Annotated in this window: 23 protein-coding genes and 2 other annotated features; of the genes, 7 read left to right on the top strand and 16 right to left on the bottom strand. The window is 37.7% G+C overall.

Features of this window, described 5'->3' with window-relative positions; translation table 11 throughout:
* Positions 1–79 precede the first annotated feature (79 nt).
* Together PVA17_RS02335 and PVA17_RS02330 are read left to right on the top strand one after the other, a co-directional pair.
* Positions 80–1,774 (top strand): methyl-accepting chemotaxis protein, encoded by a 1,695-nt coding sequence (locus PVA17_RS02335; RefSeq protein WP_132361391.1) that lies wholly within the window; start codon positions 80–82, stop codon positions 1,772–1,774.
* A gap of 278 nt (positions 1,775–2,052) precedes the next feature.
* Positions 2,053–2,290: a binding site (T-box leader), on the top strand.
* Positions 2,291–2,413: 123 nt separating this feature from the next.
* Positions 2,414–3,985 (top strand): 2-isopropylmalate synthase, encoded by a 1,572-nt coding sequence (locus PVA17_RS02330; protein ID WP_274066754.1) that lies wholly within the window; start codon positions 2,414–2,416, stop codon positions 3,983–3,985.
* A 57-nt stretch (positions 3,986–4,042) separates the two neighbouring features.
* On the opposite strand, the gene metG is transcribed toward PVA17_RS02330, so the two are convergent.
* The 6 genes from metG to rsgA all read right to left on the bottom strand — a co-directional run bounded on the left by metG (position 4,043) and on the right by rsgA (position 10,114).
* Complete coding sequence (gene metG, locus PVA17_RS02325) at positions 4,043–5,677, bottom strand: methionine--tRNA ligase (RefSeq protein WP_274066753.1); 1,635 nt, start codon at positions 5,675–5,677, stop codon at positions 4,043–4,045.
* A 63-nt stretch (positions 5,678–5,740) separates the two neighbouring features.
* Positions 5,741–6,007, bottom strand: a binding site (T-box leader).
* A 165-nt stretch (positions 6,008–6,172) separates the two neighbouring features.
* Entirely contained in the window at positions 6,173–6,820 is a 648-nt protein-coding gene (locus PVA17_RS02320) for an HAD hydrolase-like protein (protein WP_274066752.1), read from the bottom strand.
* A gap of 112 nt (positions 6,821–6,932) precedes the next feature.
* Positions 6,933–7,946: a DUF4179 domain-containing protein gene (locus PVA17_RS02315; protein WP_132361383.1), complete on the bottom strand. Its 1,014-nt coding sequence runs from the start codon at positions 7,944–7,946 to the stop codon at positions 6,933–6,935.
* Entirely contained in the window at positions 7,939–8,472 is a 534-nt protein-coding gene (locus tag PVA17_RS02310) for a sigma-70 family RNA polymerase sigma factor (RefSeq protein ID WP_132361381.1), read from the bottom strand. The genes PVA17_RS02315 and PVA17_RS02310 overlap by 8 nt, the downstream gene beginning before the upstream one ends.
* A 104-nt stretch (positions 8,473–8,576) precedes the next feature.
* The gene (gene fosM / locus PVA17_RS02305) at positions 8,577–8,999 is read right to left on the bottom strand and encodes a FosM family fosfomycin resistance protein (RefSeq protein ID WP_132361379.1); all 423 of its coding nucleotides are present in this window, start codon (positions 8,997–8,999) and stop codon (positions 8,577–8,579) included.
* 38 nt (positions 9,000–9,037) lie between these two features.
* Positions 9,038–10,114, bottom strand: a complete 1,077-nt coding sequence (gene rsgA / locus PVA17_RS02300) for a ribosome small subunit-dependent GTPase A (RefSeq protein WP_132361377.1) — start codon at positions 10,112–10,114, stop codon at positions 9,038–9,040.
* Between the two features lie 370 nt (positions 10,115–10,484).
* Here rsgA and PVA17_RS02295 point away from each other — a divergent pair, with 370 nt between their 5' ends.
* The gene (locus tag PVA17_RS02295) at positions 10,485–11,567 is read left to right on the top strand and encodes a type III polyketide synthase (protein ID WP_132361375.1); all 1,083 of its coding nucleotides are present in this window, start codon (positions 10,485–10,487) and stop codon (positions 11,565–11,567) included.
* A gap of 1 nt (position 11,568) precedes the next feature.
* Entirely contained in the window at positions 11,569–12,111 is a 543-nt protein-coding gene (locus PVA17_RS02290) for an isoprenylcysteine carboxyl methyltransferase family protein (protein ID WP_132361373.1), read from the top strand.
* A gap of 50 nt (positions 12,112–12,161) precedes the next feature.
* Here PVA17_RS02290 and PVA17_RS02285 read toward each other — a convergent pair whose 3' ends face one another.
* Positions 12,162–13,355, bottom strand: a complete 1,194-nt coding sequence (locus tag PVA17_RS02285; RefSeq protein ID WP_274066751.1) for a GTP-binding protein — start codon at positions 13,353–13,355, stop codon at positions 12,162–12,164.
* Positions 13,356–13,524: 169 nt separating this feature from the next.
* Between PVA17_RS02285 and rpmG the strand changes: the two genes are divergently transcribed.
* Positions 13,525–13,674 carry a 50S ribosomal protein L33 gene (gene rpmG / locus PVA17_RS02280; protein WP_053481849.1) on the top strand — a complete coding sequence of 50 codons (150 nt, stop codon included), beginning with the start codon at positions 13,525–13,527 and terminating at the stop codon, positions 13,672–13,674.
* A gap of 90 nt (positions 13,675–13,764) precedes the next feature.
* Here the strand turns inward: rpmG and PVA17_RS02275 are convergent, their stop codons facing one another.
* The 4 genes from PVA17_RS02275 to PVA17_RS02260 all read right to left on the bottom strand — a co-directional run bounded on the left by PVA17_RS02275 (position 13,765) and on the right by PVA17_RS02260 (position 16,224).
* The gene (locus PVA17_RS02275) at positions 13,765–14,568 is read right to left on the bottom strand and encodes a hypothetical protein (protein ID WP_132361369.1); all 804 of its coding nucleotides are present in this window, start codon (positions 14,566–14,568) and stop codon (positions 13,765–13,767) included.
* Positions 14,569–14,583: 15 nt separating this feature from the next.
* Positions 14,584–14,880 carry a hypothetical protein gene (locus tag PVA17_RS02270; protein ID WP_132361367.1) on the bottom strand — a complete coding sequence of 99 codons (297 nt, stop codon included), beginning with the start codon at positions 14,878–14,880 and terminating at the stop codon, positions 14,584–14,586.
* Positions 14,873–15,448, bottom strand: a complete 576-nt coding sequence (locus PVA17_RS02265; RefSeq protein ID WP_132361365.1) for a hypothetical protein — start codon at positions 15,446–15,448, stop codon at positions 14,873–14,875. The genes PVA17_RS02270 and PVA17_RS02265 overlap by 8 nt, the downstream gene beginning before the upstream one ends.
* A 137-nt stretch (positions 15,449–15,585) precedes the next feature.
* On the bottom strand, positions 15,586–16,224 hold the full coding sequence (locus PVA17_RS02260) for a BMQ_0737 family morphogenetic spore coat protein (RefSeq protein WP_132361363.1): 639 nt from the start codon (positions 16,222–16,224) through the stop codon (positions 15,586–15,588).
* A 439-nt stretch (positions 16,225–16,663) separates the two neighbouring features.
* Between PVA17_RS02260 and PVA17_RS02255 the strand changes: the two genes are divergently transcribed.
* Both PVA17_RS02255 and PVA17_RS02250 read left to right on the top strand, forming a co-directional pair.
* The gene (locus tag PVA17_RS02255) at positions 16,664–17,980 is read left to right on the top strand and encodes a ring-infected erythrocyte surface antigen domain-containing protein (RefSeq protein WP_274066750.1); all 1,317 of its coding nucleotides are present in this window, start codon (positions 16,664–16,666) and stop codon (positions 17,978–17,980) included.
* 262 nt (positions 17,981–18,242) lie between these two features.
* A complete protein-coding gene (locus PVA17_RS02250) occupies positions 18,243–18,857 on the top strand; it encodes an exosporium glycoprotein BclB-related protein (protein ID WP_132361359.1) in 615 nt (204 codons plus the stop codon).
* Positions 18,858–19,000: 143 nt separating this feature from the next.
* Here PVA17_RS02250 and PVA17_RS02245 read toward each other — a convergent pair whose 3' ends face one another.
* The 5 genes from PVA17_RS02245 to PVA17_RS02225 all read right to left on the bottom strand — a co-directional run bounded on the left by PVA17_RS02245 (position 19,001) and on the right by PVA17_RS02225 (position 22,626).
* On the bottom strand, positions 19,001–19,513 hold the full coding sequence (locus tag PVA17_RS02245; protein WP_274066749.1) for a YfiT family bacillithiol transferase: 513 nt from the start codon (positions 19,511–19,513) through the stop codon (positions 19,001–19,003).
* A gap of 150 nt (positions 19,514–19,663) precedes the next feature.
* The gene (locus tag PVA17_RS02240; RefSeq protein WP_132361355.1) at positions 19,664–20,146 is read right to left on the bottom strand and encodes a hypothetical protein; all 483 of its coding nucleotides are present in this window, start codon (positions 20,144–20,146) and stop codon (positions 19,664–19,666) included.
* A gap of 90 nt (positions 20,147–20,236) precedes the next feature.
* Positions 20,237–20,881 carry a hypothetical protein gene (locus PVA17_RS02235; RefSeq protein ID WP_274066748.1) on the bottom strand — a complete coding sequence of 215 codons (645 nt, stop codon included), beginning with the start codon at positions 20,879–20,881 and terminating at the stop codon, positions 20,237–20,239.
* A gap of 168 nt (positions 20,882–21,049) precedes the next feature.
* Entirely contained in the window at positions 21,050–21,829 is a 780-nt protein-coding gene (locus tag PVA17_RS02230) for an alpha/beta hydrolase (RefSeq protein WP_274066747.1), read from the bottom strand.
* Positions 21,826–22,626 carry an ABC transporter ATP-binding protein gene (locus PVA17_RS02225; protein WP_274066746.1) on the bottom strand — a complete coding sequence of 267 codons (801 nt, stop codon included), beginning with the start codon at positions 22,624–22,626 and terminating at the stop codon, positions 21,826–21,828. Before PVA17_RS02225 ends, PVA17_RS02230 begins: the two co-directional genes overlap by 4 nt.
* Between the last annotated feature and the right edge of the window lie 11 nt (positions 22,627–22,637).

Below are 22,637 nucleotides of genomic sequence, written 5' to 3'. Positions count from 1 at the left end.
ATCTGATATAAATGGTATAAACATATTTCATTTTTTTGTAACATTTCTACTAAATTACTGAGAAAGGAAACGACAACTTATGCGATTTACTATCTACAAGAAGTTAGTACTCGGTTTTTTTATTGTTATTTTAGTATTAGTTGGCACAATCGGATTAAATTTCAAACAGCTTAATTCAGTAAACAAAACATATCGTGTGTTACTCGAAGAACAAACAACTAAATCTATTAGTATTCAAGAGCTACGCGCAATTGCTAAACAAGAAATTGTAAATATCAGAGGTTATCTATTGCTTGGGGACGAGCAAAATTTGCAAAGTAATACGGCTTCACGTGAAGAGTTTAAAAAGAAATACGATGAATTAAAGGCTTCATTCGATTCTCAAAAATCTAGTGATTTATTAGAGGCAATCAATAAAAGCGAGCAGGATGTCCAACGGTTCGCAGATCGAATGTTTTCATTAAAGGATGCTGGAGAAACAGAGCAATACGAAAAGCTCGATAGTACACAAGGTCGCCTACTTATTAAACAATTCGATAACCGTGTAACTAATCTTGCTAACTACCAAGATGATTATATAAAAGGAAAAATCGCTGCTACAGCTAAAGAAATTCAAGCTATTAAATTCCAAATGATCATTCTTGGCATCTTCGCTGTTGTCACTAGTCTCATCATTGCTATGGTCATGGGAAGCCTTATCTCTCGCCCTATTAAAGGTATGGCAAAAACCGCTAAAAAGATTGCTAATGGCGATTTAACAGCTGAGCAAATTCATATTAAGAATCGTGATGAGGTAGGTGATTTAGCAATTGCCTTTAATCAAATGGCAGTAAATTTAAAGGACCTTATTACAAATGTACGTCATAATACTGTACAAGTAAGTGGTTCTGCCGCTGAATTAACCGCAAGTGCTGAACAAACAATCCAAGCGACAGAACAAATTACTTCCTCTATACAAGAAGTGGCAAGTGGCTCAGAGGCCCAAGGGAAAAATGCTACTGAAAGTTCAGCAGCTATGAAAACTATGACAAAAGGCATTCAGCAATTGGCTACGACAACGGCTGCCGTTTCAGAGCTTGCTATAGAAACAAATACTGAAGCTAATAAAGGAAATGAATCGCTACACCGTGTGATTACACAGATGGACACAATTAATTCTGCGGTTTTAGAATCTGCTAGCGTTGTGAAAAATTTAGGAAATCATTCCTTTGAAATCGGAAATATTATTGGTCTCATCACGGATATTGCAGAGCAAACAAATTTACTAGCATTAAATGCTGCAATTGAGGCAGCACGTGCAGGGGATCATGGTCGCGGCTTTGCAGTAGTTGCAGATGAAGTGAAGAAATTAGCCGATCAATCAAAGCAATCAGCTAAACAAATAGCAAGTCTTATTTCAGAAATACAACAGGATACAAACCGTGCCGTAACAGTTATGGAAACAGGAACACAAGAGGTAAAAGTCGGTATGCAAGTGGTAAAAGTAGCTGAGGAAGGCTTCTCAACAATCGTTAAACTGATTGAACAAGTATCCCAACAAATTCAAGAAGCAACAACAGTTTCAGAGGAAATGTCATCGAGTGCTGAGCAAATTTACGCATCCTTCGATGAAATTGCAACAATCGCACAGATGTCTTCTTCAAATCTACAAAATGTAGCTTCTGCTTCTGAAGAACAACTAGCAACGATTGAAGAAGTTGCCGCTTCTGCTGCCACACTATCCAACATGGCCGAGGAATTACAAACACAGGTTTCGCGTTTTAAAGTGGAGTAAAAAGTAGCTTGTGTTATTAAAGGTATTCAATCTCCCGAATTATATTTATTCATTAAATACGATTCGGGAGATTACTATGTCTTTGAAATCTAGAATTCGCCATTTTTGAGGTACCCAGCCTCCAATTTACGTGGCATTTATTTTAACAAATAAAACCTCCGCATTTAGGTAATAAGATAACAAATTAAGGCTTTTACACAAGACAGAAAAAATATAATTTTTAGAATTTTATTGACAAATTAAAAATACCCAAGTATCATTGCTTTCAACAACACATTATTGTGGCCATGATTGGAAATAGTAGAAATGCAAGTGCACTTGTAGAGAGTCGGTGGTTGGTGCAAACCGATAGGCACACATTTTGAACTCGTCCATGAGCCACTCCCTGAACTTTGAGTAAGGGACGTCGGTTTCCTCCGTTAACGGGATAGACAGTGACAGCTGTCGATAAGGGGACTTTTTCTGTAAAGAGAAGGTCAATTAGAGTGGTACCGCGAGCATAAACTCGTCTCTATATTTTTATATAGAGGCGGGTTTTTTTATTTTTATTGAAATTTGGCCTAAGTGTGGATTTCGTCTCTATTGTGCAAGGCTGAGACTTTATCAATATAATGACTACTACAAAAGGAGTGTTTGAAAATGGGAAGAAAAATTTGGGTGTTTGATACAACTTTACGTGACGGCGAGCAAGTGCCTGGTGCAAAACTAAATTTATATGAAAAAGTAGAGATTGCACAGCAACTCAAAAAATTAGGCGTCGATATTATCGAGGCTGGTTTCCCGGCTTCATCACAAGGAGATTTTGATGCAGTTAAAGCTGTCGCACAAAAAGTTGGTCATACAAATGACATTATGATTACTGCTTTAGCACGTGCTGTACAGGCAGATATCGATGCTGTTTATAACGCTGTAAAATACGCTGAAAATCCGATGATTCATATGGTGCTTGGCACTTCCGATATTCATGTTGAGAAAAAATTTAGCAAATCCAAGGATCAAATTCTACAGATTGGTGTTGATGCAGTAAAATATGCGAAAACGCTTCTACCACAAGTCCAATATTCAACAGAAGACGCATCTCGTTCAGATTTCGAGTATCTTTGGAAAACGATCGAAGCCGTCATGAAGGCTGGTGCAACAATGATTAATGTACCTGACACAGTCGGCTTTGCAGAGCCCGAAGAATTCGGAGCGATGATTTATAAACTAAATGAACGTATGAAAAATCTAAACGATAGTGTTTTGTTGAGTGTTCATTGCCATAATGACCTTGGTATGGCCACTGCTAACACGCTTGCTGCGATTAAAAACGGCGCGGATAAAGTAGAATGTACAATTAACGGCATTGGCGAACGCGCAGGAAATGCCGCATTAGAAGAAGTCGTCATGGCATTGAAAACACGTGGCTCTGTATACAATGCTGAGACACGTATTAACACAAGAGAAATTATGAATACATCTCGTCTTGTTTCAAGCTTCATGGGCCTAGACGTACAAGTAAACAAAGCGATAACTGGGGATAATGCTTTTGCCCATTCCTCAGGTATTCATCAAGACGGCCTTCTAAAATCTCGTGATGCTTATGAAATCGTCCATCCAGAAGATGTAGGCCTAGACGATATGGAGCTAGTCCTGACAGCTCGCTCTGGGCGTCATGCGGTGAAAAATGCCCTTGAAAAACTTGGCTTCTCCAATCTTTCAGCAGATGAGTTTGAAGGAATTTTCGAAGGCTTCTTAAAGCTCGCGGACGCAAAAAAAGAAGTTTACGATCACGATTTATATGTTATTGTGGAAAGCTATTATGAAAAACATGACGCAAACAATGCTAATGCCACTCATTATAGTGATCAATTCTTTGACTTCGATGATTTACAAGTCGTCAGCAACGCAAGCTTCCCTTCAGCAAGTGTGAAAGTACGTAAAGGCGGGGAGATATTTAAAGCAAGTGCAGTTGGCTCAGGTCCGATTGATGCCCTATATTCTGCCATCGCAGAAATTACAAACATTGATGTAAAACTTGTAGAATATACTATCAATAGCGTTTCCCGTGGTAAAGAAGCGCTTGGAAAAGTAAAAATTACAATCGAGCATGAAGGTGAAAAATATATCGCCAAAGCGGCAGATACAGATATTTTAAAAGCGAGTGCGCTAGCTTATATTAATGCGATCAATAGTATTGTTGTCGCTAAATTAACGCCCGTTATGAACTAACATACATCCGCAGGTGAAAGCAGTATGACACGTTGAGTCATACTGCTTTCACTATTCCTAGCGGCTGCCCTCCACTAGCTTTTGGTATTCCTCTTCAATTAATTCAACATCAAGACGCTCAAACAGTGGCGTCACTTCGCTAATACTTGTTGGTAAGTCCACTTGCTCATGCCACTTTACTTCGTTGATTCTTAACATCTTTCTCACCTTTTCAGCTGAAAACGGTAAAAATGGATGTAACAGCTGTCCAAGATTAGCAATTATATAAACACATGTTGCAAGTGTTTGATTGCCAGCTTCTACATTCTCTTTCACCTGTAGCCACGGCTGCCGCTCGTCAAAATAACGATTAGCCGCACGAATGTATTCAAAAATAGCCTCTAAAGCTTGTTTAAAATGACCCGCTTCTAGTTGAATTCCAACATCATTAAATAGCTGAATCGTATGTTTTCGAATCGTGTCATCTACCTCTGCATGAGGCACTTGGCTAGCGAACGATTTCTCTAAAAACTTCAATGTTCGATTGACAAAATTACCATAAGCACCGAGTAATTCACCATTGTGACTATAAATAAATTCTCGCCACGAGAAATCAGTATCACGATTTTCTGGCGCGTTTATAGTTAAATAATAACGAAGAGAATCGGCATCGTATCGACTCAAAATATAAGGTACCCATACCGCCCAGTTTTGGCTCGTCGATAATTTTCGTTTTTCTAATGTCAAATATTCGTTTGAAACAATATGTGTAGGTAAAGCCTCTGCCCCTATCCCCATAAGAATAGCTGGCCATATAACTGTATGGAACGGAATATTATCCTTACCATGAACATAATACGAAATCGTTTCTTCATTCCAAAAATCTTCAATCGCTAGTTGATGCTGCTTCGCCCATTCAATGCTCGCTGTAAAGTAACCTGCTACCGCTTCAATCCACACATATATTTTTTTGCCTTCAAAACCTGGTACTGGCACATCGATACCATTTGGTAAATCCCTTGTTACTGCTCGGTCCGGTACTCCTTCTGCCAAGTAACGTTCTGTTAAACCTAAAGCATTGACTCGCCAGCGTTTTTCCGCCTTTGCCTTCGCTAAATAAGCCTCCAACCTCCCCTGAAACTGGCTAAAAGCAAAATAAAAATGCTCTGTCCCTTTGATAATTGGCTCATTCCCACAAATTTTACAGTGTTTATCGATTAAATCGAGCGGGTCTAAAATCGTTGAGCAATGATCACATTGATCACCACGCGCCTTCGCACCACAGTTTGGACAAATCCCCTCTACAAATCGATCCGGTAAAAACTGCTTATCTGTTTCACAGTATGCTTGTTCAATTTTCTTTTTATATAAAAATTTGTTCGCTAGCAGCTGTGAAAAAATTGCCTGAACAGATTCATGATGGTGCTGCGCATCTGTTCGCGTATACATATCGTAAGTAAATCCTAAATCATTGAAGCATCTTGAAAACTCTTCATGATAATGATTAGCAATTGCTTCCGTTGTCGTATTTTCCTGCGCAGCTCGAATTGAGATTGGTGTACCATTACAATCACTTCCCGAAACATATAAAACCTTCTCGCCCTTTTGTCGGTAATATCTAGCCAAAATATCACCCGGTAATAATGCAGCAACATGCCCTAAATGCAAAGAACCATTTGCATATGGCCACGCGCCTCCAATAACAATTGTCATCCTAAGTTGCTCCCCTCAACAAAATTGTAAAAAAGTGTATAAAAAAACGCCCTAATCAAAATTGATTAGGACGAGTATACCCGTGTTACCACCTATATTTACAAATAGCTCACACTATTTGCCTCCATCAGTGCGTCTCATTCAAATTTTTAATGAGAGATACTGCCGCTGTTGTAACGAGTGCCCATCTCGTCGTAATCTACTTGCAAACTTGCTTTCGGTACGAAGCTCAAAGGTCATTTTCAAAAGGGGGCATTTACCTCATTTCCACCAACAGAGGCTCTCTATATAATGCTTATCCAATTTACTTTTCCTTATCAATGCTCTTACTATAGATTTCCACCATTTTACTCTTTATGCCGTTGAATTGCAATGCATGTCGATAAATTGCTCTTAGTTCTCGATAAACTGAAAAACTTAGGCGATAAATCATTCAATCTTTTCGATAAAACGAAAAAGTTGGGTGATAAATCAGAAAATGTAGTCGATAAAATTTTATCCAAGCTTTATTTCAAGCAACTCTTTTAAATTATTAATGACAATGTCCGCTTTTCGTAATTCTGTGTCCTGCGCAAAGTCGAAACGTACACCAACTGAAAGCAACTGATTATCCCGAGCTGCCTGAATATCAGAAGAACGATCACCTACAACTGCGCCGCGTTCAAGGGCATTTTCCTCGATGACCTTTTTCACTAAATCAGATTTATGACCGCTCGAAATGGACTGAATACTATATGTACCGTTGATAAAACGCCGTAATTGATAGGTTTCTACTATTGCTTGTAAATACTCTGTTTGCCCATTACTGGCGATAAATAAATCATAGTTTTCTGCCAATATAGCAAGAGTTTGCTCTGCATTTGGATATAATCCGCCCTGGCGATTACGTATTTGTTCAATAAGCTTAACATGGAATAATGCGTTGCTTTCTTCACGTGTCTCTAGCGTGTGCATAGGACATAACGTTTCCCAGACAACAGGTAATGGAACACCCATAATTTCACGGTATTTCTCTATTGGTGTTTCTCCCTGCCACAAGCCCTTTGCACGCAGCACATTAAACGTCGCCGATAATGCTGGCTCTAATATTAGATTTGTTTGAAATAAAGTACCATCCATATCAAAAATAATAGCTTTTTTCATAAAATCACCCCTCTACTGTTATGAACGTTTTCTACTTTTTATTGTTTCTCTTTCTTGCCATTTAAATAATATGCCCCCTCTAGTTCCTAAAACTAAAGGGGGATCCTATTTTTTAAGGTTCTAAAGGTACCACTATTTCTAATTCCTTTATTTCCTCCCAATAACCCTGCTCGTTCGTCTTACCTGGTCTAAGTGTAAAAGATTTCGGCATTTTCTCCATAGGAGGCAGTACTACAATAATATGATGTCCATTATCCTTGGTCGCACCCAGTTGTATATTCTCCCCCTCGTATAACTCTCCCTCACTATCTGTTACCTCAAACTCAAAAAATGGCCATTTATCATTTCTATCTAATTCGTTTGGATAATCTACTAGGACATCTATACGTGTCGATAGCGGTGTGAATGAAACCTGCCCAACGTTTAACTTGTATAACCCATTGTTCGTACTAGCTATTACATTTGGATAGATCTTAACAACTTCTTCCTTTAATTTTTCAAGAGTAAAATCTACATGCCAATTCCCTTTGTAGCCAAATAAATCGCTTCCATCTAATGCGACTTCAATGTTATCCCCGTATATATCTGGATTTGATAAAGTTAATTCATGATGTTCAATAATCGTGTTTTTATCTATATCATCTTGACCTGTAGAACCGATCGCAACATCTATTGGCTCCCCATTGACAGTTAGCTTATTCGTACCTACTACCTCTTCTTTTAAAGAAACACCATTCTGCCCTGTATAAGCAACCGTAACTAATAATCGATTACCATCATATACCGCTTCTTCAACAGCCATTGTAAGACCTGCATGTTTATCCTCCTTTCCTATTTTTGTCATCAAATGATTTTGTTCAATTTTTTCAGCTGCAATATCCCCAAATTCAGCATAAATTACCCCAATATAAGGTACATTGGCCAGTGCAGTCGCTATTGTAGGGGAGAAAAATCCTGCACCTAGTAGCGCTATACATAATCCACAGGCTACTAAAAGGGGTTTTATAATTCTAATGTTCCGTTTCTTCTTTTTGGCAGCACGCATTGCCGCCTGCTCTCGCGCCATCAATTGTTGAAGTGGAATATCGATACGATCAATAGATTGATTATTATTTTCCTTACTCATGCAAGTAGCCCTCCCTTAAGACTGGTTTTAATTCTTTCTTAGCTCTATTAATATAGGACTTCACTGTTCCTTCAGGACAGCCCAGCATTTTTGCAATCTCTTTAACAGAAAAATCATGATAAAAGCGTAACCATAAAATCGTTTTATACTTGGCATCTAGTGTTTCAAACGCCTCTTTTAAATCTAATGTATGCGTAATATTTTCAATATTTTGATGTCCAGCTAACTCTATAAATAACGCCTCATCTCCTGAAGTAAATTTCCTTGAATCTTTTCTAATAAAATCAATAGATTTAAAAGTAACAATCTTAACAATCCACCCTGGAAAACTGCTTGGATTCTTTAATGTTTTCAATGTTGTATAGGCTTTATAAATAGATTCTTGATAAATATCAAGCGCATCCTGCTCATTTCGAACATACGAGTAGGCCGTGCGATATAATTTCTCACGCATCAAAACGATCAACTGCTCAAAGGCTTCATCATCCCCCTTTTTTGCGCTTTTAACCAATTTTTCTAGATCCACCTAATCTCCTCCTTCTAGCTACACTTTAAAGTCGTTTTGGGAAATGAAAACGTTGCAAAAAAAAAATAGATGTCCTCCATTTAGAGACACCCATTTTTTTAATTTTAATCAAAAAACTCCATATGCATTTTTTCCTTCTTATAGTAATCCAATCGGTCCTGTAAAGTCCCCGTATGAAATTCGAATTTATGACCGTCTGGATCTGTGAAGTAAATCGATTTTTTATCTCGTACATCTCTTTGTCTGCCTTCCAGAATGTTGACATTATGATGTACTAGCTTTTCATACATTTTGTCAAAATCGGCCTCATGGATAGAAAACGCTATATGTGTATAGGATTGATGTATGTCATTGCGTGGGATATCCTGTTCTACATTCAGGGCAAGCCACAGCCCATTTACATCTAAATAGGCTGTACTTCTACCCTTCACTAATAACTTTGCGTCAAAAACCTTTTTATAAAATGCGATGGATTTCTCTAAATTTGACACTGAAAATAATAAATGATTTATGTTTTGGATTGTCATTTTCGTACCCCCAACTATGAAATTGCTGCTCACTCTTATTAATTTGATTTTTTGCCCTTCTTTAAGCCTTTCGCGATTTGCTTTGATTTGCGTTGCTCATTTAGTCTTGCCTGAGCATTTGTTTTGCGTTCGATAAAAGCAAGCTCTCTTTGCAATTTAAAGTAGCTTTGGAGTCGTGATCGTTCAAGTACACCGTCTGTAATTGCTTGTTGTACAGCACAGTGTGGCTCCTTCTGATGTGTACAATCCCTGTAACGACAGGCCGCAGAAAGTTCCTCAATATCCTGAAAACTAGCGGATAAGCTATCACTTTGATCCCATAATTGTAGCTCCCGCATTCCAGGTGTATCAATTAAACAGCCGCCTTCTGGCAATAAAACTAACTCACGATGTGTTGTTGTATGGCGCCCCTTCGCATCATCTTCACGAATACCTGAAACCTTCATAAGCTCCACACCACTAAGAGCATTTGTCAATGTGGATTTCCCTGCGCCAGAAGAGCCAAGCAATGCGCCCGTCACACCTTCCGTAAATAGCGCACGAATATCTTCTAAGCCCTCACCTGACAGCGCACTAGTCACAAAAACATCTACACCAAACGTTACAGACTCAACCTCACGTATTTTACTAGCAACATCTTCACAAAGATCCGCCTTCGTCAATACAACTATCGGCTTAGCACCCGAATCCCACGCAGCTACTAAATAGCGTTCTAAACGACGAATATTAAAGTCTGCATTTAAGCTCATAACAAGAAGTACGATATCAACATTCGATGCTACAATCTGCTCTTGTATTTCCAGCCCCGCCGCCTTGCGGGAAAAGACTGATTTTCGTGTAAACAATTTATGAATGATCGCCTTTTCCTCACCAGGCATTTTCTCGACTAGCACCCAATCTCCTACAGCGGGAAAATCTTCACGTGCTAATGATGTATAGACGTAATGTCCAGCAATCGTTGCCAGCCACTCTCCTTCTTCAGCTAGTACACGATAGGAATGTTTATGCTCTAAAGTAACCCTAGCCGGCACACAATTCGCCAGCTTAGCCTCCTGCTTAAATCCAGTCATTTGCTCTTCGAAATATGGTGAAAATCCTAAAGTTGTTAAATTCAAGTTGTTTTCCTCCTAAATGTGAATATCCTTTGTACTCAAATTGATACTAAACACAAAAAACCTTGTCTCTGCGCAATTCGGCAGTTACAAGGTTCACAGGCACATTTAAGAGAATATACAAATTTCCACAATTGTCATTTAAATACACAGCGTGGTCAATTTATATATTTTAGGCGTGTGAAACTGAACAAACCGAATTGCAGCTCGTTAAAAACGGATCTATTCATCATGTCACATCACCTACTTCCGATTTAGTTATTTCCAATATAGCGAAATATTCCGAAATTGTCAATTATCTTCTAACAAGCATGTATCCCCTCCCCCCCTGCATACAATAAACAAGACCACTATTGGCGAAGGAGATGTTGAATTGTCAAAAATCATTTCTATTAGTACATACCAACCACCGTACACATTACAACAAATAAACGCAGAGGAGCTAACAAAGGAACTTTTCCATGCGAAAATCCCTAAGTTAGAACGTTACTTAAAAGTTTTTGAGAATGGTGGTATTGCAACACGCCATTTTTGTGTACCACCTGAATGGCATCGTACCGATCATTCCTTTGAGGAACGAAACGATTTATATATTGAACTAGCTACACAATATAGCGTTGATGTTATTCAAGCCTGTTTACAAAATGAAGCGTTTTTACAATCACCGGTTTCTCCTAAAGACATTGATGCTATTATTTTTGTAAGTAGTACGGGTATTTCCACACCAAGTATTGATGCACGCGTTATGAATAAACTTCCTTTTTCAGACAGACTTAAACGTATTCCACTTTGGGGACTTGGCTGTGCTGGTGGTGCGGCGGGTGTTAGTAGAGCCTATGATTTTTGTCGTGCCCATCCAGAAGCAAAAGTTCTTGTCGTTTGTGTCGAGCTTTGTAGTCTAACCTTTCAGCCAAATGATTTTTCAAAAAGCAATTTAATCGGTGCGTCTCTTTTTGCAGATGGGGCCGCATGTATACTCGTCTGTGGAGATAACGTGAATATCGCAGTAAAAAAGCCAATACCTGCTATTATCGGGACTGGCTCTAAATGGATGCCAGATTCAGAAAATGTTATGGGTTGGAATATTAAAAACAATGGTCTACATGTCGTTTTTCAGAAAAGTATTCCTGCCATCATTACCAATTGGCTTGGTCCATTTATTGAACAATTTTTATTGGAACATGAACTATACAATGAACAGCTTACCCATTTCATCGCACATCCCGGCGGTAAAAAAGTGTTAAAAGCTTATGAAGATACTCTATATCTAGCTTCCAAAAAAACCGATATTTCTCGGGAAATATTGAAATTTCACGGAAATATGTCATCTCCTACGGTGCTATATGTATTGGAGCAATTTATGTTAAACGAAGGACAAGTAGAGGATACTGGCTTGCTCGTCGCTCTCGGCCCTGGCTTCTGTGCTGAAGCTGTATTACTTAAATGGAGGGAGTAGCATGATTATTTACATTATTTTGTTCCTCGTCATTCTACAAAGATTGACAGAAGTTTTCATTGCAAAACGCAATGAAAGATGGATGCTTTCACAAGGGGCATACGAAGTTGGTTCTTCTCATTATCCATATATGGTTGCTTTGCATGCTGGTTTTTTCCTATTTTTAATTATTGAAGTCGTTACTAATCATAAAAGTTTATCTCCTTTATTTCCGTTATTATTTTTATTATTTATTGCCGTTCAAGTATTACGCATTTGGTGTATCCGTTCATTGGGGTCTTTTTGGAACACAAAAATACTCATATTGCCGGATGCAGAAGTTGTACGAAAAGGCCCTTACACATTTATGCGTCATCCAAATTACGCTGTAGTTTGCTTAGAAATTATGCTCCTACCTTTAATGTTTCAAGCATATTTTACAGCATTTTGCTTTACACTTTTAAATGTGACAATGCTGTCCGTACGTATTCCACTTGAGGAAAAAGCCTTGCGAGATGCGACTAATTATAATCATGTATTTCAAAAGAAGATTTCGGAATCCTAGCCGAAATCTTCTTTGTTTTGCTTTCGCTATCTAAACACTTGCCGAAAGAATTAATGCCATTCCCAATTGAACGGATCTTGTAAACCATCCCATGAGTTATTAAACTCTTCTTCCGTTAATAAACACTTGTCTAGTTCTTTTATAATCGCCTCTTTATCTAAATCAACACCAATAATAACGAGCTGTGTCATGCGATCTCCAAATTCCTCATCCCAATCTTCTACTACCTCAGGACTTTGCAAGAAAACATCCTGCTGTTGTTCCTTTGGTAGAGCGGCTACCCAATAAGAAACTGGTTCTATTTTTGCCGATGAACCTGCCTGTGATAGTAATAATGCAACATTCTGATGTTTCGCACTCCAAATAATACCCTTTGCTCGGACAATAGATTCTGGCATATGATCACACCATTCTACAAATCGCATTGGATGAAATGGTCTTCTACGCTTATAAATGAAAGAAGAAATGCCATACTCCTCCGTTTCCGGTGTATGATTTTCATGACCAAGCTCTAATTCTTTTAACCAGCCAGCAGATTCTGATACCCGTTCAAAGTCAAAGCGTCCAGTATTTAAAATCTCAGCGGGCTCTATTACACCGTTTACTGTACGAATTAGCTTGGCTTCAGGTTGTAATACACGTAAAATACGTTCTAATCTTTCAAGCTCTTCATCTGATACTAAATCACATTTGTTTAATACAAGGACATCACAAAACTCGATTTGGTCAATGAGTAAGTCGGCAACATCTCTTTCATCAAACTCGCCGACTGCCTCCTTACGCTCTAAAAGGCTTTCACCCGACTGAAAATCATGCCAAAAACGATTCGCATCTACAACGGTCACCATCGTGTCAAGCTGGCAAAACTTTGTTAAATCAATACCAAGCTCCTCATCTAAATAGCTAAATGTTTGGGCAACAGGTATTGGTTCGCTAATCCCCGTCGATTCAATTAAAATATAATCAATAGTACCGAGCCTCGCGAGTCGCTCCACCTCCTGCAATAAATCCTCACGTAGCGTGCAACAAATACAACCATTCGATAGCTCCACAAATTTTTCCTCTGTTCGTGAAATGCCGCTTCCATTTGCAATTAGTTCTGCATCGATATTAATTTCACTCATATCATTGACGATTACAGCAACACGCATATCTTTTTCATTTTGTAAAACATGATTCATCATTGTTGTCTTACCAGAACCTAAATAACCACTTAACACTGTAACGGGGATTTTCTTTGTCATCTTTACAACTCCTTAAATCGTAATTATTACTATTTACATTTCGTAATTAAAACATAGAGTCCTAAAAAAAGCAACGCTAAAAACTTTACGGAAATACGGTATTGACATATTTCTCTATAAATAATAATGTATAAAGCGTAATTATTACGATTTAAAAGGAGGTTATTTTATGCGTGTACAAGTGACATTAGCCTGTACAGAAACAGGTGATAAAAACTATATCACTACAAAAAATAAACGAACTAATCCAGAAAGGCTGGAGCTTAAGAAATATTCACCACGTTTGAAAAGAGTTACATTACACAGAGAAACGAAATAATATGTATTACGTCTAGAATCCACTAGTAACATAAAAATGGCTGTTTCAAAAGTGTCTGTCGTACTTTTGAAACAGCTTGCAACACAAATTTTATACAATTTTATCAGTATTGATGTCGATAGTAAGCTCGTTCAATTTATGTTCCAGATCCTCAAGTAAGCGTAATTTATGATTCAATTGCTTCTCAAAATCCATTGATTGAGCAAATACCTTATTTACTTGAGCATCTATATGTGTAATAAACCCTGGATTCATTATCGTTTTTCCACTCAGAGAAAGGCTATATTTTTTGATATCCGCCAATTCTTCCGTTAATTTTGCTATCTCACTACTTTTCTCCTCTATTTCTTTGGTTAAATGCTTATTAAGATTGTCTGAACTGGCTTGTTCTAAACGGGATCTTTCAAGGGCTTCAATGATAGTATTCATTTGTTGGCTTATATCCTTTGTAAAAACGTTCAGCTTCTTTTCAAGGCAATCGACTATAGTCTTATCATGAACATCTGAATTTGTAGAAAGTAATTTATCTTTAGCGGATGTTAACGTGTCCTTCATTAGCTTATTTTCTGCACGCAGCTCTTCTAATTCCTTTAATAAACCCTCTATCGAAGAAAGTTGTTTTTTCTTCTGGGTTTCTCTTGCTTGTATATCTTCATAGTAAGTTTTAAGTTTTTTTTCATGGTCTCTCTTCTGCTTTAAAAGCTCCATCGAAAGCTCCTTTTTCTGCTTTGTTAATTGAACATTTTCCCGCTCTAATCTCAGTACTAGTGAATAATAATCACTTTCTCTGAGCCTTTTAACTTCATTTTTATATTTCGCTAATTCTGCTCTTAAAAAAATGATCATTTGCTGCAACTGAATAGGATCATTGTTTTTAACAATATCATTATCCACACTCGCGCCTCCTAATCACGACATTTTTTTAAGTAAACTAATCACTTCTTCAAATTGCTCCTTACTATTCTCTAACATGTCATCAAGCTGCTTAATAATCTTAATGTCTATTTCCTCATCACCAATTTCTTCAGCTTTGCTCTTTTCTCCTGACATTAAATAGGCAAGAAGTAGATTCAATGTGCCTTTTTCGAGATAGGCAAAGCTGTTATTTTTCGTATTATTATAGTTAGATAAATTCGTAAGCTGTTCCTTTATTAGTTGATGGACAACACTATCTATTTTTTGATTTATATTTTCAGACTCACTCATTTTCATCCTCCTGTGTATGACTAATTCCATTGAGATTAATTGGATTTAAGACAACGACACCATCTTTGAACTCATCACAATATGTAAAACCCATGATACTTCCTGAATAAGAAAAATTATGACCCCACTTAATTTGAAAGTTAGGAAATGATAATGTTTCGTTTGGCTCTAACGTTGTTTTGCCTATAGGTCTAAGCCAGAATTCCTCCTTGCTTGATTGATCGTTGATTCGTTCCCAGCTACTGTTGCCTTTTAAATTTGGTGCGAAATGTTCATAGACATACCTTCCTGAGAAAGAGAATGGAGAATCTTCAGGCAGTTTTATACAAAGATACGGATTCGTTATAGGCTGATTCCCTATATTGCGAATATGATAGGAGCCCAAACATAAGCTTTCCTCATCAGGATTATAAGAAATATTGAACGAGGACGTGAAATAACTAATGATGCTGACACTATCCGGAATAATAAGCTTCTCAACCGTTTTTTTAATTTCATGAACATAAAAATCTGTTTGTTTTTTTAGTTCATTTATCTTTTCTTCCACATGATCGATACGAGTAGTCATAATTAGTACCCCCTTGCCAATAGTATTTAATTAACCAACCTACTTTAAGCGCTAGCTACTGTCTGAAATCTTTCATAAAAAAAAAGAGAGGATTAACCTCTCTTTATAATATGATTTTCTTCTATGTGTTAGTACCATTAACCAACTGTTGGGAAGATAGCAGGGCACTGCTGCGGGCGTACTACACCCGGACATGCGAACGGTAATTCTGCTCTTGGTTCGCAGAAAGTCGCTAAGAATTCCACAGTTACTGGGAATGTAGATTGAATACTTTGGCAAACAGATACAGTAATCGTTAATGCAGAAAACGTAATTGTCCCTGCTCCAGCTGTTAATGTTCCAGTTGTACACACGAAACAATCTAAATCCGTGAATAGAATTTCTACATCTGTCCCTGTTGGCGCACATAATGTAACTTGTTCGCAACGAGAAAGAGGAATAGTATTGCTTGTGAACATAGTGCCGTTCGGTAGACAAACAACTATCGTAAGAATAAAGTTCTTTTGAATAGTTAAATTTTGAAGACATACAGTTGCACCATCAATTGAGAATTGGCGATTCTCACGGTTCAAGATAACAATTGGGTTTGTTGTTGATGGAACTACCTTACATGTAACTACTGCACCTGTTAAATCAGTCGTTGGCGTTACTCCTGGAAAAGTAATTGGTCCAGTAGGGGAAAAATCAAACGACATTTCCTTTACAATCCAGTCAAATACCTTATCGACGTTTATACAAATAAGTTCTTGCGCCTGGGATGGCATATTCTCTAGCATCCTTTTGACACCTCCATAATTTTTTTTACCTTTCGTTTGTATCTTATGTTTTCTAACTAAAAGTGCATGGGCTAAAAAGTAATTCGTTCTGATTTTTATGAATCAATTATGCTTCAGCAAAATTGCCGCTGTCGCACAAATAAATTGCCACAGGACGTGGCTGAGTTCCTCTATTTTTAGCAGGTGTTTAAACCTGCCGAAAAGTAACTTAAATCAGCAATGTATCACCTATAAAGGAAGGCATCTTCTGTAACAGGTGCTTTACTTTCGTTACGAAAAATAATTGCAAGTTAAAATACTAAAGCATCAGTATGTATCGTTTTTGCTTATACCGCCCTTTCTTAAGAAGAAACTAAAATATTTGAAAGGACCGGTATATTTGTAACAGAAAGTAAACATTTTTAATAAAATATAAATGGACTGAAAGGGGTGAAATGCAATGGAAGATTCAAAATTGTACTCCACTCAAGGCATTGAACAATTGAAGCAAAAATTAGAAGCCTACAAGGATACATTAACTTCATTAAAAATGGGAAATTCAATTGAAGATTACCTATTTATGAAAATGGATTTTGATGAAATTAAAACGCAAATGGCACTGTTAGAAGAGCTAAACGAAACAATAGATGATAAGCAAAAAAATTCCCAAATCAGAGGCTATGAGGAGCAGATAAAACTTCTATCAGCACAAATTGAGTCTTTGAATCAAACAATTGAAGAAATGAACCGAGATATACTAAAGGTTTTAAACAAATTACTTACGATTGAAAATACCGAAGTTACAACCACTCCACCTAAAACTGAAAAAATATCTAATTTCTTTGCTAACGGTGCTCAGAGGGATTCGATCATTACACAGACAACAAACCCGTCGGCGAATACATCTAAACAGCCCTCTTATAAAATGCTACAAAATCTGGCAGGTAAAGCAACAAATACACAATTAGATGGAAACAATGGTACACCTTCTACTCGCAACGGAAATCAAAAAGATGTACCCGAGGAACGCCATTTTAATCAACAATACTTTCAATCAATAAATACTCATCCAAGCCAAATATATAATGGCTTATATAGAAATACGAACACTGAATCGACCTTCCATTTTAAGCACGCTACGAACATACAGGAAATCCCAATTAGTATCAATGGACCTGCCTTAGCGCCTGACGATGCCTCAACTCCCGAGAATTACAGAAAAAAAAATACTGCAGTCACTGTAGCTGAAATGAACGCTGCCATAACGAATGAGCCAAGCAATCTTGAGGTACTTGAAACTGTTATTGAGCCTGTCGTTCCAGAAGTAGCCGAAAACGTTATTGAGCCTGTTATTCCGGAAGTAGCCAAAAACGTTATTGAGCCTGTTATTCCGGAAGTAGCCGAAAGCGTTATTGAGCCTGTTATTCCGGAAGTAGCCGAAAACGTTATTGAGCCTGTCATTCCGGAAGTAGCCGAAAGCGTTATTGAGCCTGTCATTCCGGAAGTAGACGAAAACGTTATTGAGCCTGTTATTCCGGAAGCGACTGAAATGGTTAATGAGCCTGTCATTCTAGGAACAGATAAAGTGGTTAACGAGCAAGTGGACGCAAATAAATCACCTATTTTAAAAGGTGATGTATGTGAAATTGTTGAACCTACATTAGGGGAAGTATATGAAACCCATACACAAATTGAAGAGGTAAACGAATCACCTGAAGAAAACCAGAAAAAAGAGAAGGGTTCTTTGTTTTTCAATTTCTTTCGAAAATGGAGTTAGTTTAAAGTTGATGTGTACACAGCTTAGGATCAATCTAGATTTATACGATAAATTTGTCCAATGCGTATGAAAATACATATTGGACTTTTTTGTTTAATTAACCACATAAGCAGAAGGTCAATTTCATTATAGAATACTTGTCATTGACAATAACCTCTAAAAAAGGCCTCCATAATTTCCACATATAAAAACTACAATACGGATATTTGCCCTAACCCTATAATCTTAGCTGAATAGAATAATGAAGAAAGGGGGTGTAAAAATGTGTATGAATTGTATGAATTCAGCTTGCGGCGGCTGCGCAAATCAAAATAATCAGTGTACTGCACTTGGTCCTTTTGAAGCTATTGAAGCTGCATGTATTACGACTCCACCAGCAACAGGCTCCATCATCCCATTCGCATCAGGAATAGTTCCTGTTGTTTTAACATCAGTTCTTGGTGGCGCTATCGGTACAGTTAGTCTTGTAGGATTCGGTACGTCTATTCCAGGGGTAACTCTTACTGGTACAAATATAGATTTAACTGCCGCTACAGGAACAGAAGCCTTTTCAGTTCCACGTGCTGGTACTATTACATCTATTTCTGCATCATTGTCTGCAACAGTTGCTGTAACCCTTACAGGAACAGCAACAGTCAGAGCACAAATTTACCGCGCGGTTGCGGGAAGTAATGTTTTCAGCCCTACAACAGCATTTGTTGATTTAGCACCAGCTCTATCAACTATAGCAGTAGGTACTATTACATTTGGTACTGCAAACGTTGCACCAGTGCCAGTAGCTGCTGGTGATCGCTTATTAATGGTGTTCTCCATTACTTCCTCAGGGATTGTTGCTACTGTGACTGGTAACGCAAGTGCAGGAATTAATATTGTATAAAAAATTATGTTCGTAAGTTAGATAAAGCTCCTAAACAGCATCATTATCCTTTTAACATACAATATTGACTTGAAAACAATTTCAAAAGTAGGCGATTTTCTTCAAGATCTGGAAATCGCCTATTTTCACTCTGGAAAAATTCTTTATTTAGCTAAAGCTATCTGAATATGAGCAAGATGATGTTTCCCATGCCAAGCATATAAGGCTACAGCTTTTTCAAGTGTCATTAATCCTGAATCAGGATGATTAAATACTCGTTGTAATTGCTCTGCTGTTAAGTTTGTTAGCAAATAAACCCAGCGTTCATGTAAGCTCTCAATCATTTTATAAGATGTTGAGGCGGGCATTTTCGAATCCGGAAGCTGTGCCCATTCCACTTCGTTATAAGGTTTAATCGTCGGAATATCCTCCGTCAAAGCTAGTTTAAAACGGATGTAGCTATTCATATGACTATCTGCAATATGGTGGACAAGCTGCGTAACAGTCCAAGCATTTTCTCGGTAGGATTTCGTTAATGCTTGCTCACTGGCTCCACTAAGTGCCTCTGCTAGTTGTTTCGGTAATAGACGAATATCTCCCACCCATTCCTGTACCTGCTGTGCTGTAACTACTTCCGGAAATTGAAATTGTCCAATTGGATATCGTAAATCGGTCATAATAACTATCCTCCATTTCTATTTTCTTACTTCTTATTTTACCAATTTTATAATTTTGTCGCTATTTGCCTTAATTGTTCTAAGCAAAACCCTCATTTTATAAGAATTTCAGCTTACAAAACGAGGGTCATTATGTGAAATATTCACTCTCTATTCATGAATATCGTAAATCAACGTATCAAAATAACTTTCATTTACATACAGTAAGATCGCCCATTCCCCCGGTTTTGGGATTTTTACACTTGATGGTGTATGAGCATCGGCACCATTAACAGGACCACCAAGCCCTATAGTCCAGCCATCTACTAAAATAGGGTGCACTGTTTTTGAATCTTTATGATAGCCGACAATTGTTAACTTGGTATCACGATCTTCTGCAATTCCCCAAAGATGCCACATCCATTTTTGAGTGTTTAAACTCGGCATATTGGCCCCGATAACACCTGATTTATCCTCATTACCAATAATACCTCTCTCTCCAAACTCTACAGCCTTTTTGTCCCAATCAATTAATTTGAAGTCACTTTCTTGCACAAAGTCAGGTAAATCTTTTGGCAGGGTAACCGCTTGCTCATGCTTTGTACAGCCTACCAACATTAACAACACTGTTACGATAAGTATCCATCGCCTCATTGTTACACTCCCTACAAGTCATAGTTATTTCATTAAACAAATGTATCGCGCAAATCGTTACAGAGTATTCAGATAATTTTATGCATTCTTTTATTCTATAGATTTCATCACAAATTTAACTAACGACTTTAGTGGATGAGTGATCGTTAAAGCTGTCTCTTTTTCGAATTGCCGTGCTGCCTCAACCATTGAAAGCTGTGCAACTGAAATATATTGCTGTTCGCCTGCTACATCATGAAGGGTTTGTATAATAATTTTATTATATATATCCTTTTTCCCCTGAATAATCAGTTCAAACGTATTGTCGATAATTATGATTTTAGTAGTAATGGTTTTATCATGTAGTAAAGCGTATTTTTGTAGTCTGTTCATCGTACCTTTAACGGTTTCAGAGTTTGTAAAAAGAATCGTTTGAGGCTGTTTTTCTTCACATACTGTTTCAAAGAAGGGCTCATCTATTTTCATAATGGGAATAGAAAGCTCAAGCTGTTCTTTCTCTAACAATGCAATATAATTCGTGCACGTTATTAAAATAGCATCCATGTTACAGCTTTCCATCCATTCAAGTTGCTCTTTCACCTTAAAAGCTAACCCTTCAGTCCCTTTTGATACTTGCTGTATAAGACCTGGATCCACAAAATGTACTAGTTCTACTTTCTCAATGTTTTGAAATGCCTGTTCTATATACTCGATATTTGAATAATGTGCATGTAAACAGCCAAGCATCTTCTTCAAGGCTAGCCCCCCTTAATCAGTAAGCTACTTTTCCATTGTCACTACAGAAAGGGAAAAACCGTTACGATTTTCCTCCTTGGTTTCTTTTGTAACAATATATCCCAATGAATAATAAAATTTTAAACAAAAACAAACCGCATTACCATAAAATAATGCGGTCATTACTATTTATTTTTTGTTCATAAAACGTATTGCTCTACTCATAACAGTTGGGACGATGGAAGCATGATTTTCCTCCAACGCTTCATAGAAGGAGATATCCATGATTTTCTGTAATTCACTCGCGATTTGTTGTGCATCATCCACCATAAAGGTTTCAAGTTCCCCCACGCCAATGAATAATTTTTCATAAGCAAATGGACGCTCTTTTATAAATGTTGAGGCAAAATTGAATAGTTCATGCTCATTCCACCAAATAGAAGGGCTAATCGCTATATAACGTTGGAAGCTTGCTTGATGATGGAATAATTGCCAAAGTACATAGTAACCCGCTAATGAATGCCCAAACAGTGCTTCATGCTGCATATTTACTGGGAATTCAGCCTGAATGCTTGGCTTTAATTCCTCCTCTAAAAATCTACTAAAGTTCGCTGCTCCTCCATGTTTCTCATAGCCATTACCTTTAAATCTTGCAGGATACGTATACGTTTCGGCTTGTCCTGTAAAATCATAAAATCTCCGTTCATGCATATCCGTACCATGTCCAATCCCTACAACAATAGTTGGCAAAACACCCGTTTTAGGTGCATTACGACTTTGTAGGCGGACCGCTTCCTTTACAAGATGGAAATAGGACGATCCATCTAATACGTATAAAACAGGAAAACCTCCTTGCGGTACTTCTCCATTCGGTACATAGATATTTATTGTATAAGTATAATCCGTAAATTTCGATACAATTTGCTGCGTCTCATAATCAAGTACTTTCTCGATTTTTTCCTCCATCATTTATCGGTCTCCTTCATAACATCGTAGCCATAACATACTGGTGTTTTCGTAACTGGATCTTGCATAATACGTGCATTAATATTGAATACGTTCCGCATAACATCTGCACATAAAATTTCCTCAGGCGTGCCAGTTTTCATTACAGCTCCCTGCCGCATTGCGATTAAATGATCGGAATATCGTGCCGCATGGTTAATATCGTGCAATACCATCACAATCGTACAACGATGCTGTTCGTTTAAGTTCTTCACAATTTCTAGCACTTCTAACTGATGCGCCATATCTAAATAAGTTGTCGGTTCATCTAATAACAAAATATTCGTTTCTTGGGCTAAGGCCATTGCAAGCCATACACGTTGGCGTTGTCCTCCAGAAAGCTGAGCAAGCTCTCGATTTCGATACTCCATCGTATTTGTCACATTTAAAGCCCATTCAATCATTTCCTCATCCTTGTTTGTTAGGCGATTAACATTGTTACGATGTGGATAACGACCGTAAGCAATAAGCTCCTCAACCTTTAACTGACCTGGGGCAATAGGCGTCTGGGACAAGATTGCTAGCTTTTTCGCAATATCCTTCGTCGATAAATTTTGCATATTTTGGTCCTGTAAATAGACCGTTCCTTGCTGCTTCTTTAATATACGACCAATTGTTTTTAATAATGTTGATTTTCCACATCCATTTGGGCCAATAATAGTCGTAACCTTTCCTTCTTCTATTGTTAAATTTAAGCCTTCAAACACACGAACCTGCTCATAGCCAGAAGCCAAATTTTCCATTCTAAATGCTGTTTGCATACTATTTCCCC

The sequence above is a fragment of the Lysinibacillus sp. CNPSo 3705 genome (assembly GCF_028674935.1).
Classification (GTDB): domain Bacteria; phylum Bacillota; class Bacilli; order Bacillales_A; family Planococcaceae; genus Lysinibacillus.
This window is presented reverse-complemented; position numbering and strand designations above follow the sequence as displayed.

Coding starts and splice junctions, on each gene's coding strand:
- PVA17_RS02335 (WP_132361391.1), top strand. CDS start 80: ATGCGATTTACTATCTACAAGAAGTTAGTACTCGGTTTTTTTATTGTT.
- PVA17_RS02330 (WP_274066754.1), top strand. CDS start 2,414: ATGGGAAGAAAAATTTGGGTGTTTGATACAACTTTACGTGACGGCGAG.
- metG (WP_274066753.1), bottom strand. CDS start 5,677: ATGACAATTGTTATTGGAGGCGCGTGGCCATATGCAAATGGTTCTTTG.
- PVA17_RS02320 (WP_274066752.1), bottom strand. CDS start 6,820: ATGAAAAAAGCTATTATTTTTGATATGGATGGTACTTTATTTCAAACA.
- PVA17_RS02315 (WP_132361383.1), bottom strand. CDS start 7,946: ATGAGTAAGGAAAATAATAATCAATCTATTGATCGTATCGATATTCCA.
- fosM (WP_132361379.1), bottom strand. CDS start 8,999: ATGACAATCCAAAACATAAATCATTTATTATTTTCAGTGTCAAATTTA.
- PVA17_RS02290 (WP_132361373.1), top strand. CDS start 11,569: ATGATTATTTACATTATTTTGTTCCTCGTCATTCTACAAAGATTGACA.
- PVA17_RS02285 (WP_274066751.1), bottom strand. CDS start 13,355: ATGACAAAGAAAATCCCCGTTACAGTGTTAAGTGGTTATTTAGGTTCT.
- rpmG (WP_053481849.1), top strand. CDS start 13,525: ATGCGTGTACAAGTGACATTAGCCTGTACAGAAACAGGTGATAAAAAC.
- PVA17_RS02270 (WP_132361367.1), bottom strand. CDS start 14,880: ATGAGTGAGTCTGAAAATATAAATCAAAAAATAGATAGTGTTGTCCAT.
- PVA17_RS02265 (WP_132361365.1), bottom strand. CDS start 15,448: ATGACTACTCGTATCGATCATGTGGAAGAAAAGATAAATGAACTAAAA.
- PVA17_RS02260 (WP_132361363.1), bottom strand. CDS start 16,224: ATGCTAGAGAATATGCCATCCCAGGCGCAAGAACTTATTTGTATAAAC.
- PVA17_RS02255 (WP_274066750.1), top strand. CDS start 16,664: ATGGAAGATTCAAAATTGTACTCCACTCAAGGCATTGAACAATTGAAG.
- PVA17_RS02250 (WP_132361359.1), top strand. CDS start 18,243: ATGTGTATGAATTGTATGAATTCAGCTTGCGGCGGCTGCGCAAATCAA.
- PVA17_RS02245 (WP_274066749.1), bottom strand. CDS start 19,513: ATGACCGATTTACGATATCCAATTGGACAATTTCAATTTCCGGAAGTA.
- PVA17_RS02240 (WP_132361355.1), bottom strand. CDS start 20,146: ATGAGGCGATGGATACTTATCGTAACAGTGTTGTTAATGTTGGTAGGC.
- PVA17_RS02230 (WP_274066747.1), bottom strand. CDS start 21,829: ATGATGGAGGAAAAAATCGAGAAAGTACTTGATTATGAGACGCAGCAA.
- PVA17_RS02225 (WP_274066746.1), bottom strand. CDS start 22,626: ATGCAAACAGCATTTAGAATGGAAAATTTGGCTTCTGGCTATGAGCAG.